Annotated in this window: 14 protein-coding genes; 3 read left to right on the forward strand and 11 right to left on the reverse strand. The window is 69.2% G+C overall.

Annotation, left to right across the window (positions count from 1 at the left end; all coding sequences use genetic code 11):
• Window positions 1-25 precede the first annotated feature (25 nt).
• The 10 genes from KGD84_RS17790 to KGD84_RS17835 form a co-directional block, all read right to left on the reverse strand.
• Complete coding sequence (locus KGD84_RS17790) at window positions 26-613, reverse strand: hypothetical protein (RefSeq protein WP_260697139.1); 588 nt, start codon at window positions 611-613, stop codon at window positions 26-28.
• 158 nt (window positions 614-771) lie between these two features.
• On the reverse strand, window positions 772-918 hold the full coding sequence (locus tag KGD84_RS17795) for a hypothetical protein (RefSeq protein WP_220561554.1): 147 nt from the start codon (window positions 916-918) through the stop codon (window positions 772-774).
• Window positions 915-1,820, reverse strand: a complete 906-nt coding sequence (locus KGD84_RS17800; RefSeq protein ID WP_255646632.1) for a hypothetical protein — start codon at window positions 1,818-1,820, stop codon at window positions 915-917. Before KGD84_RS17800 ends, KGD84_RS17795 begins: the two co-directional genes overlap by 4 nt.
• A complete protein-coding gene (locus KGD84_RS17805; RefSeq protein ID WP_220561555.1) occupies window positions 1,817-2,698 on the reverse strand; it encodes a PD-(D/E)XK nuclease-like domain-containing protein in 882 nt (293 codons plus the stop codon). Before KGD84_RS17805 ends, KGD84_RS17800 begins: the two co-directional genes overlap by 4 nt.
• Window positions 2,695-3,039 carry a hypothetical protein gene (locus tag KGD84_RS17810; RefSeq protein WP_220561556.1) on the reverse strand — a complete coding sequence of 115 codons (345 nt, stop codon included), beginning with the start codon at window positions 3,037-3,039 and terminating at the stop codon, window positions 2,695-2,697. The genes KGD84_RS17805 and KGD84_RS17810 overlap by 4 nt, the downstream gene beginning before the upstream one ends.
• Window positions 3,036-3,323 carry a hypothetical protein gene (locus tag KGD84_RS17815; RefSeq protein ID WP_220561557.1) on the reverse strand — a complete coding sequence of 96 codons (288 nt, stop codon included), beginning with the start codon at window positions 3,321-3,323 and terminating at the stop codon, window positions 3,036-3,038. Before KGD84_RS17815 ends, KGD84_RS17810 begins: the two co-directional genes overlap by 4 nt.
• On the reverse strand, window positions 3,316-3,744 hold the full coding sequence (locus tag KGD84_RS17820; protein ID WP_220561558.1) for a hypothetical protein: 429 nt from the start codon (window positions 3,742-3,744) through the stop codon (window positions 3,316-3,318). Before KGD84_RS17820 ends, KGD84_RS17815 begins: the two co-directional genes overlap by 8 nt.
• Window positions 3,741-4,085, reverse strand: a complete 345-nt coding sequence (locus KGD84_RS17825; protein WP_220561559.1) for a hypothetical protein — start codon at window positions 4,083-4,085, stop codon at window positions 3,741-3,743. Before KGD84_RS17825 ends, KGD84_RS17820 begins: the two co-directional genes overlap by 4 nt.
• A 72-nt stretch (window positions 4,086-4,157) precedes the next feature.
• Window positions 4,158-4,394 carry a hypothetical protein gene (locus tag KGD84_RS17830; RefSeq protein WP_220561560.1) on the reverse strand — a complete coding sequence of 79 codons (237 nt, stop codon included), beginning with the start codon at window positions 4,392-4,394 and terminating at the stop codon, window positions 4,158-4,160.
• Complete coding sequence (locus KGD84_RS17835) at window positions 4,391-4,684, reverse strand: helix-turn-helix domain-containing protein (RefSeq protein ID WP_220561561.1); 294 nt, start codon at window positions 4,682-4,684, stop codon at window positions 4,391-4,393. The genes KGD84_RS17830 and KGD84_RS17835 overlap by 4 nt, the downstream gene beginning before the upstream one ends.
• 527 nt (window positions 4,685-5,211) lie before the next feature.
• Between KGD84_RS17835 and KGD84_RS17840 the strand changes: the two genes are divergently transcribed.
• Both KGD84_RS17840 and KGD84_RS17845 read left to right on the forward strand, forming a co-directional pair.
• On the forward strand, window positions 5,212-5,409 hold the full coding sequence (locus KGD84_RS17840) for a hypothetical protein (protein WP_220561562.1): 198 nt from the start codon (window positions 5,212-5,214) through the stop codon (window positions 5,407-5,409).
• A 395-nt stretch (window positions 5,410-5,804) separates the two neighbouring features.
• On the forward strand, window positions 5,805-5,966 hold the full coding sequence (locus KGD84_RS17845; RefSeq protein WP_220561563.1) for a hypothetical protein: 162 nt from the start codon (window positions 5,805-5,807) through the stop codon (window positions 5,964-5,966).
• Between the two features lie 32 nt (window positions 5,967-5,998).
• Here the strand turns inward: KGD84_RS17845 and KGD84_RS17850 are convergent, their stop codons facing one another.
• A complete protein-coding gene (locus KGD84_RS17850) occupies window positions 5,999-7,558 on the reverse strand; it encodes a recombinase family protein (RefSeq protein WP_220561564.1) in 1,560 nt (519 codons plus the stop codon).
• Window positions 7,559-7,580: 22 nt separating this feature from the next.
• On the opposite strand from KGD84_RS17850, the gene KGD84_RS17855 reads away from it, so the two are divergent.
• On the forward strand, window positions 7,581-9,236 hold the full coding sequence (locus KGD84_RS17855) for a catalase (RefSeq protein ID WP_255646633.1): 1,656 nt from the start codon (window positions 7,581-7,583) through the stop codon (window positions 9,234-9,236).
• Window positions 9,237-9,662: the final 426 nt, after the last annotated feature.

Consider the following 9,662-nt stretch of genomic DNA (forward strand, 5'->3'; position numbering starts at 1 on the left):
GGGAGCGGCCCGAAAAGGGGGGTGGTCAGGCGGTGCCGGGGCACCACGGGAACTCGTCGCCGTCGACCCACACGTGGTCGGTGTGCGGCGCATCGGACCCGCACGGGCGGGACCCCGGGTCGCGACGGGCCCGGTCGGCGTCCTCACGCACCCCAGGAAGCTGGGTCTCCACCGCCTGAGGCGCCCCGCAGTCCGCGCAGGCCACGTCGTAAGGCGGGCTCAACATGACCCCGTCCTCCCAGTCGCCGTCGTGGCTGACGATCCCGGTGCCACCGCAGCTCACGCAGGAGGTGTGCTCGCGGCTGATGGCCAGGTCGCGGATGACGAAGTCGGCGTCGGAGCGGATCTTCATGTCGGCGCGGAGGATGGCCTTCATCGCCGCCTGCCGCATGTCTTCCACGCCCTGCGAGTACGCGCGGGCCTCAGCGTCCGCGAGAGCCCGCTTGGCGTTCTCCAGCTCGTGCGCCATGGCGTCGCGCTGCGTCTTCAGGGCCAGGGCCTCCGGGTCGGCGACCGCGGACAGCACCGCCATGGCCTCAGCGACATCTCCGGCAGGCACCTCCCACACCGGGGAGGCGGTCGTCTCGTCGGCGCCCTCAGGGGTCGCGGACATCTGGACTGCGCCACCGCTGGCAGGCCACGCACGGAGGCGGCGGCGGGGCAGACGGGTCGTGGTCTCACTCATCGGGGGTCTCCTTCGGGGGGTTCACCCGGGCCTGCGCCCGGTCCAGCAGCGTCTCCAGGTACTCAGCGGGGGTCAGGCCAAGGGCTTCACCGGGCCACCTCCCGGTCCGCCTCAGCGAGCAACTCGTCGGCGATCCGGTCGGTGTCCATCCACAGCCACGCACCCAACGCGATCAGCAGGACCCCGAGGGCGAACGCGGCCACGACGCCGGCGGCGCTCAGAAGGAGGTTCATGACGCACCCCCGGCCATCCACTCCTCGTCAGCAGCCTTCTCCGCCGGAGTCGGCTCCGGCTTGGGGGGCGCCGGCGCGGGCTCGAACGCCTCGTCGCCCAACCGCTCCGCCGGGAACTCCTCGTCCTTGGTGACCTCGCCGCGCTGGAGCGACGTGAAGATGACCTCCAACTGGGCGATGTCGTGGTGCGTCCACGACGCCACCTTGCGGTTCAGCTTCGCTTCGAGCTGGTCCCGGGTGACCCCGCCCTTCTGGAACTCCGCGATGGCCTCAGCCGCGCGCTGAGCGACCGTCTTGCCCCCGCCGTCCGCGAGAGTCTTGTTGCACAGCTCCTTGGCTTCCTCCACGAACCACGGGGGGAGGATCGAGAAGATGGCCTCCCGGAGCCTGCGGGCACCGTTGTTGGCGTTGTTCTCGTACACGTCCCGCATGTCCGTCAGGGGCTTGGGGCCCTCCTTCTTCGTGTCGCGCTTGTGCGGCACGATGAACGTCGACGACGACCGGGTGTTGGTCTGCACGTCCCACGCCCACGCCTGCATCTCCGACTGGCCGATCTCGTCGTCGCGGCGCAGCTCGGACACCCCGTACTGGACGTTGCCCCAGCACCGGGCGAGTTCTCGGGCGAGGTGTACGGACGGCCCGGAGACCGTCTGCCCCGCGCGGGGGAACCGGAAGAAGGCGCGCTCGGCGAGGGCCTTCTGCTGGCAGGAGTCGTTCATCTGGGCGACGGCGCCAGCGATGTCGCGCGGGCACTGCTGGGCGACGACGATCGCGGCCTGCACCTCAGCGACCGCACGGGACTGCTCCACAGCGGTGCCCTGTCCGACACGGGTCGGCATGGGGATGGGCTGGGCGGCCTGCATCTGCTGCGGGTAGCCGCGGTACTGCTGGACCTGGTTCACATGTCCTCCTCGTGCTTGCGCTCCGCGTACACGGGGAGCGAGATGGTCTCGACCTGCTCGGAGTAGCCCGGCCACCTGCCGGACTCGGAGCACTGCCTGTAGAGAGCGAGCGCCTTGCGGAGCTGGGAGTGGCCGATCTTCAAAGCGACGTGGTCAAGCTCGATGACCGTGGTCACGTAGGGGGCGGCCTTCTCCTGGAACACGAAGACCATGCGCGGGTCCGCGTGGATGCCCAACGCCCGGACTCCCTCCAGGTACATGGCGGCCTGGATGTGGTAGCCGTAGTCGTAGACGGCCTTGGAGATCTGCTCCGGGTGCGCCGACCGGGTGGTCTTGTAGTCGGACACGATGAACCAGCGGGCCGTGTAGTCCGCGGTGGGCATGTGGTCCAGGCGGGCCCGGCACCACACCCCCGTCTCCGCGTCCCGCCAGAACAGGGACCGCTCAGCGGGGCCGCGCTCCGGGGCGAACACCTTCGCTGCCATCGGGTGGCCCTTCAGGGCTTCGGCCATGGCCTGCACCTGCTCGAACTCGGCGGGCAGCAGGGGGATGGCGTCGCGGGCGTAGGCGGCGTCGCGCTGTTCCTTGGCGGCCTTGGTGCGCATGTCGGGGGCGTCGATGACGACCAGTTCCGGGCCGGTTCCCAACACAAGGTGGTGAGCGGCGGACCCGATGTCGAACGCCTTCTTGGGCCCGCGCTTGTGGCGGCGCTCGTAGTCGAACAGGGCCGGGCACTCCAGGAGGCGGCGGGCGCCGGAGGAGGACAGGGACCGGCCGGGGACCGGGTCGGCGTGGTAGACGGCCTCGGGGATGTCGTAGACGCCGGGCTGAGTGATCGCGGGCGTCTCAGCGGTGGTGCGCTCGTCGATGGCGGTCACTGGTCGGCTCCCTTCACGCGGATCTCGAACCTGTCGAGCTGCTCGCGCTGCTCGTGCGGGTTGGCGGTGATCCACTCCGGGCTGTAGATCAGGTCCCACAGCTCAGCGGAGGTCACCAGACGGCCCGGCTTGAACTCGCCCGGGTGGGTGCGGACCGTTCGGCCCTTGCTGTCGGTGTGCTCGGGCCACTCGGTGGTGACCGTGCGCATCCCGCGCTTGCAGTGGTTCGCCTGCGGGTACGCGGGGTCCGGGCCACGGTGGTAGCGGATCGTGTCGTCCTGGCGGACCTGGATGACGGACCCGCAGTAGGGGCACAAGGCGTGGATCTTCGCGGGGTTCACCAGCCCACCTCCTCGTCGGGGTCGATCGGGAACGGGCGAGGCTGGTAGTCATCGCGGTCGGGCAGCACCAGGTCGTGCGCCTCAGGCCACACCGAGTCGAAATCCGGCGGCGGCATCAGCAGATCGCCCGCCAGAGCGATGTCCCGCGCCGCACGCGCCTCCATCGCCGGGTCGATCACCGCGGGCTCCGGGTCGGAGTCCTCCAGGGCGATCGCCCACAGCGAGTCGCCGCCGCCGACACCCCACAGGGCGTCCATCAGGTCCAGGAACTCGTCGTCAGACATCGGAGGCACCTCCCTCGCAGGTCTTGGTGTGGTCCACGGCAGCCGACGCGGCCTGAGCCGGGTCCACGTACCGGCCGAAGTCCAGGTCACACAGGTGGCAGGTGAACCCGTCCTCGGTGGGCGACCACAGGCGCGTGTCCTGCGAGCGCGGCAGAGAGGCGTGGTGGCGGCGCTCCGCCTCCGCCAACCCGGCCTCCCGCAGCCGGCGGCGAGACCGGGCCGCACGAGCAGCCGGAGAGCCGTCCGCGAGGATCTTCGCGATACCGTCCTCACCCAGCAGCCACCCGTAGGAGTGGGCGACCGCCAAAGTGCGCTTCTGTCCCTCAGTGGGGGTGACGCCGAGCCTGGCCAGGGTCTCCAGAACCATGCGGACGGGGGCCGGGTCGTCGGTCGGCAAGTGGTGCAGGCCGGAGGCGGTCATCGGGCCACCTCCGTCACGTACTCCGAGGCGTAGACCGTCACACCGGTGTCACGCCAGTCACGGACACCCAGGGTCGCGAGGACACCGTGCGGGGCGTCCTGCACGCGGGCGGCCTCTCCGAGCAGCACCTCCAGGTCGTCCATCCACACGCGCCGGGTCGCGGCGTCCGTCTCGTGCTGGTTCAGGTGCAGGCTGATCTCCGGGCCGGTGCCCACGTTCGTGCAGACCCGCACGGACAGCGCCGGGTGGTACTGCCACGTTCCGAGCTCGGAGACGATGCGGTGGGCGATGTCCAGGACGCGCAGTCCCGACACCGGAGGGTTTTCGGTAGTCTGAGTCACGGCACTTCCTTCTTTCAGTTGGTGGGTGCCAATGCCCTCGTCCGGGCGCAATCCGGGCGGGGGCGCTTTGCGTTAGGCCGCGGGGGCCTTACGGTCGCCGGCGTGGAACATCCGGCGGAGCTCACGGATCACGTGCGGGGGCATCGGCCCGGCACGCAGCGAGTTGAGGCGGGCGAAGAACGTGTCCTCGCGGTTCCAGCCCGGGTTCACGGGGGGCGACGCCAGCCACTCGTGGAGCTCCGCTTCGGGGAACCCGGTGGCGGCAGCGAGGTCGGCTATGAGGCGGTGGGCTTCTTCTTCGGGGGTCATGCCGCGTCCTCCTCGTCTTTGGCAGGAACAGGGCTTGCCATCTGTCCGATGGGTCCGCGAGAGATGGACTGGACTCGGACTCCGAGGGCGGCAGCAATTCGCTCCAGGACTTCCCAGCTGCACCCCTTAGGGTCAGCAGGCCTAGTCACGGAGTCGTAGAGCTCCAGGTTCCGAAGTGACTGCTCGTGGATGCCGACCTGATCGGCCAGCTCAGAGCAGCTCATCCCTCTGATGCGGCGGATGTCTCTGATCGCAGGTCCGTTGTGTCCTGCCTGCTGTACGACTGGCATGACAGACACACTAGGACTCAGAGTCCTAGATTGCAAGACCTAACTAGGACTCACTTGGACCAAAAGTCTCCCTAGGGCAAAGGTTTCGGACTCACGTGGCGCTAAGGGGAGGCTTCTCTATCCCTTTGGATACGGGAGTCCTAGACTCCTTGCGCGAGTCCTAATGAGTCCGCATACTCAGCGAGTCTCTTAAGCCCCTAAGGAGTGGAACCATGACCGAAAGTGACGAAACTCGGCGCGAGGTGGGCACTATGCTTACGGAGCGTCGCGTTGGGCTAAACCCTGAGTGGAAGAACTTGGCCGCGTTCGGACGAGCCACGGGAGTCAACTACAAGACCCTGCAACGCATCGAAGGCGGAAAGCCGCACAAGTTCAGCCCAGGAACACTTCTTGAGCTGGACAGGGCGTACCAGTTTTCTCCAGGAACCATCGAAGCCCTACTTGAAGGCCGATCCGCTCCGCCGACACCTCCCCTGATGGTCCCTCGCGGCACCCGGCCACCCATAGAGACCGCCCACGATCCGGACGTGCGCCTACGGGACGTGCACCCCCTCCAGGAGGGCGAGCTGTTGGAGGGCTGGAGGCACGAGGACGGTCGGTGGCACTGGCTGTTCGTGACAGTAGTCAACGGGCGCCCTGAAACCCTGCGCATCTCTGCCGGGGCGCACGAGAAGCCCGAGGACATCGCCGCCGAGATGCGCCAGGAGATCCTGAAGCGCCGGTGAACCGAACTGGCGTTCGATGCGTCTGATGGTCATGAGACAGTAGCGGTCCAAGCCAGGGCCGCTTTTCGGCGTACCGGTATGTCAGGAAGGTCCGTTTCCGCAGGTCGGAAAGGTAAAGTCTTTACCTTTGGGACTGCGCCTCAGACTTTACTGATGTGACCGCAATCACATAGCCTCACATATCCGCCCACCCGGGCGTACCCCGAGCTTCCCCCGGGGCCTTTCGCGCACAGGAAGGCACTGGCATGACCAATGAGCCCATGATCCCCTTTCGCCTGGAGGTGGTCCCTGACCTCGCGCGGCCCGCATCCCTCCATGAAGGGCCCGACGGGCTCACCTGGAACCTCCGCGACGGAGAGTCCACCCACAACACCGCACGCTGTGGAGTCGACGAAATGAGCGATGAGGTCTTGGCTGCGGTCCTCATGAGCTTCGGCAGGGGGCACGTGAGCTGCGCCGAAGCCCGCCGCGATCCCATCGCAGCCCTCGGCCCCCTCGCCAACCACACCATCTCCTGGACCCTGATCCGAGCCACCTACCGCCCGCGCAGGGCATAGAAAAGCCCCGGCCACCCGCAGCCGGGGCTTCTTCATGCCGCACCGAAATCCACGAACTCCACCAGGATCGACTCCTCCACCGGCACCTGCCGGCGTCCCACACGCCCCACCGGCAGCACATCCAAACGCGCCACCGCCGCCCGCCACGCCTTGCGGCGCTGCTCCACACTCCACCCCGCCCACGCCGCCCGTGGATTCCGCGCCAAAGCGATCAGCATCGGGTCGACGGCCCGCGGGCGCACTCTCCCCTCCAATCGCTTCAGCTCGGCGCGGATCCCCTCCTCGTCCGCCGCAGCCAGAGCGCGCGACACCCTACGTGCCCGCACATCCTCGTACAGCTCCTCCAGCTCTTGTTTCAGCCGCTGCACCTCGGCGCGGGCGCGCGCCGCCTCCCCGTTCTCATCCGGGGGCGCCAGCAGGGCGGCCTTCACATCAGGGCGTGAAAAATGCTCCATCAGCAGTCCGGTGGCCTGCTCCTCGATCAGGTCGGCTTTGCGGGTAACGTGCCCGGACTCGTCGCCCGCGTACCGGCCGCGGCACCGGTACACCCGGCCGTGCTTCGCGGGTTCCGCATACACCCGACACCCGCACCGCACCAGCTTCGGCATTTGGTTTTCCTCTGCGCGTTCGGTTTTCGCGCCGCACGTCGCGATGCCCGACAGCTCATGGGACGCACGCCCGTCCCGAACCTGGCCGGACTTGCTCTTGAGGATCCGCTGGAGTTCATGCCAGTCGTCCTCGGACACGATCCCCTCCCACCCTCCCTCGCTGATGAGCCGCCCTTTCCATGAGCGTTTGCCCATGATGGAGGACCGCATAAGCATGCTCCGGACGGTCGCCGCCGTCCAGCCGCGCGAGGCCTTTCCGTTGGGCATCTGCTCGCCGGCGACGCGCCCGATGCTGTTCGGGACCTTGCGGGCGTTCAGGTTCCGGGCGATGGTCTCCAGGCCGTCCCCTGCTAGGAGCCGGTCGGCCATCTCCGCGACGACCTCCGCTTCGTCGGCCTTGGGACGGCGCTCCAGGAAAGCGCCCGTCGATGAGTCGTAGACGTGCTCGAACCCGTAGCCCGGTTTGCCGGTCGCCCCGCCGGCCTCGGCGCGCGCGGCCACGTCCCGCAGGATGCGCTGCCGGGTGTCCCCCACCTCCGCGACGGCCTTGGCGAGCATGATGTCCAGGAAGAACATGTCCTGCGGCGACTGGGGGTCGTACACCTTCCCGCCCACCCACAGGAACATGCCGAGATCCTGGAGCAGCCTGACGGTCTCAGACCAGGTGCCGCGCTCACGGGCCAAACGGCTGATCTCCCACCCCCACAGGCGGTCGCCTGGCTGCGCATCGGCCTTGAGGTCGTCCATGAGCCGGTCCCAGTCGGCGCGGGCCCGTTTGGCGTACTGGGATGCGGAGATGTCGTCGTCCCGGTACTCCCCGGCGACGGGGACGCCCTCGCGTTCGCACTCGCGGCGCCCGATCGTGAGCTGCTGGTCGCAAGAGGAGCCATCGCGAAGGTCTTTGCTGACGCGGGCGTAGAGCCAGGCGCGGCCGGACATCAAGTCCAGGGTCCTTGAAGAGGAGGTCGGGGGTTCTTTCGGCATGCCACTTATCGTAACCGCAAAAGTGCGGTACTATCTATTCATCCAGGACGGGATCAAGTTCCCCGACTTCGTGCACGCGGTCAAACCCGAGCCGCACAACGAGATCCCGCAGGCGCAGTCGGCGCACGACACCCTGTGGGACTTCGTCGGCCTCCAGCCGGAGACCACCCACATGATCATGTGGCTGATGTCGGACCGGGCGCTGCCGCGCAGCTACCGGACCATGCAGGGGTTCGGGGTGCACACCTTCCGGTTCGTCGACCGCGCGGGTCGGGGCACGTTCGTCAAGTTCCACTGGAAGCCGCTGCTGGGCACCCACTCCCTGGTGTGGGACGAGGCGCAGCGCATCCAGGGCAAGGACCCCGACTTCAACCGCCGCGACCTGTGGGAGTCCATCGAGCGCGGGCAGTTCCCCGAGTGGGAGCTGGGCGTGCAGCTGGTCCCGGAGGAGGACGAGCACGCGTTCGACTTCGACCTGCTGGACGCCACCAAGATCATCCCGGAGGAGCAGGTGCCGGTCCGGCCGGTCGGGAGGCTCATCCTGGACCGCAACCCCGACAACTTCTTCGCCGAGACCGAGCAGGTCGCCTTCCACACCGCCAACGTGGTGCCGGGGATCGACTTCACCAACGACCCGCTGCTCCAGGCCCGCAACTTCTCCTACCTGGACACCCAGCTGCTGCGGCTGGGCGGCTCCAACTTCCAGCAGATCCCGGTCAACCGGCCGCTGGCACCCGTCGACCACAACCAGCGGGACGGGTTGGCCCAGCACCGGGTGCACCGGGGCCGGACCTCCTACTTCCCCAACTCGCTGGGCGGCGGCTGCCCCGCCCTGGCCGACGAGGGCGTCTACCGGCACTACACGGAGAAGGTCGAGGGGCACAAGATCCGCGAGCGGGCGGAGAGCTTCAAGGACCACTACTCCCAGGCCACCCTGTTCTACAACAGCCTGGCGTCCTGGGAGCGCGAGCACCTCGTCGCGGCGTTCCGCTTCGAGCTGGGCAAGTGCGAGGAGCCGGAGGTGCGCCGGCGGGTGGTCGCCAACCTCACCAACGTCGACCACGACCTGGCGGTGGCCGTGGCCCGGGGGGTGGGCGTGGAGGCGCCCGCGCAGGGGGCCTCGCCCAACCACGGGCGGTCCTCGCCCGCGCTCAGCCAGGCCGAGACGGCCTTCGGGTCGGTGGTGGGCCGCAAGGTCGCGATCCTGGTCGCCGACGGCGTGGACGCGGCGAGCGTGGAGGGGCTGCGCGAACCGCTGACGGCCGAGGGCGCCGTCGTGGAGCTGCTCGCCGTCACCGACGGGACGGTGCGCACCTCCGACGGGGGGACCCTGGCCGTGGACCGGGCGCTGCCCACGATGTCCTCGGTGCTCTACGACGCGGTGGCGGTGCCCGACGGCGCCGACGCCGTCACGGCCCTGTCCGGGGACGGCATGGCCCGCCACTTCGTGCTGGAGGCCTACAAGCACCACAAGCCGCTGGCCCTGGTGGGCGCGGGCGCGGAGCTGGGGATCGCCCCGCCGCTGCCCCAGCACGCGGTCACCCCGGCGCAGCGGACCCGGGAGGAGCTGGGCGTGGTGGTGGCCCCGGAGGCCGACGGCACCTGCGCCGCCGAGTTCTCCCGGCTCATCGGGCTGCACCGCGTCTGGGACCGGCCCACCGACGCCGTCCCGGCCTGACCCCGCGCCCCGACCCGCCACAAGGGGCCGCGCCACCCACCGGCACGGCCCCTTCCGTGTTCCCCGTGTTCCCCGGCCCTCGTGCCCCCCAGACTCCCCGTGCCCCCGGGGCCCTGTGCCCTCGTGTCCCCCAGGTTCCCCACAACCTCCGCGTCCCCCGCTACCTCTGCGGCCCCAGATTCCCAACGTCCCCCGCGACCTCCGTGGCCCCCACGACCCTCCATGGCCCCATGTCCCCCGTGAACCCCAGGAGCGTCTGTGCCCCCGTGGCACCTAGGTTCCTCGCGACCCCTCTGGCCTCCGTGTCCCCCGCGACCTCCGTGGCCCCACGACCTTCCACGTCCCCAGGTCCCCCGGCCCCCGTGGCCCCTCTCGCCTCCATGTCCCCCGCAACCTCCGTGGCCACAGGTTTCCCGTGTTCCGCGG

The sequence above is a fragment of the Nocardiopsis changdeensis genome (assembly GCF_018316655.1).
In the GTDB taxonomy this organism is placed as follows: domain Bacteria; phylum Actinomycetota; class Actinomycetes; order Streptosporangiales; family Streptosporangiaceae; genus Nocardiopsis; species Nocardiopsis changdeensis.

Excerpts from the sequence above, each read along its gene's own strand:
- KGD84_RS17790 (WP_260697139.1), bottom strand. The coding sequence starts at position 613 with ATGTCCGCGACCCCTGAGGGCGCCGACGAGACGACCGCCTCCCCGGTG.
- KGD84_RS17795 (WP_220561554.1), bottom strand. The coding sequence starts at position 918 with ATGAACCTCCTTCTGAGCGCCGCCGGCGTCGTGGCCGCGTTCGCCCTC.
- KGD84_RS17815 (WP_220561557.1), bottom strand. The coding sequence starts at position 3,323 with ATGTCTGACGACGAGTTCCTGGACCTGATGGACGCCCTGTGGGGTGTC.
- KGD84_RS17820 (WP_220561558.1), bottom strand. The coding sequence starts at position 3,744 with ATGACCGCCTCCGGCCTGCACCACTTGCCGACCGACGACCCGGCCCCC.
- KGD84_RS17830 (WP_220561560.1), bottom strand. The coding sequence starts at position 4,394 with ATGACCCCCGAAGAAGAAGCCCACCGCCTCATAGCCGACCTCGCTGCC.
- KGD84_RS17835 (WP_220561561.1), bottom strand. The coding sequence starts at position 4,684 with ATGCCAGTCGTACAGCAGGCAGGACACAACGGACCTGCGATCAGAGAC.
- KGD84_RS17845 (WP_220561563.1), top strand. The coding sequence starts at position 5,805 with ATGAGCGATGAGGTCTTGGCTGCGGTCCTCATGAGCTTCGGCAGGGGG.
- KGD84_RS17850 (WP_220561564.1), bottom strand. The coding sequence starts at position 7,558 with ATGCCGAAAGAACCCCCGACCTCCTCTTCAAGGACCCTGGACTTGATG.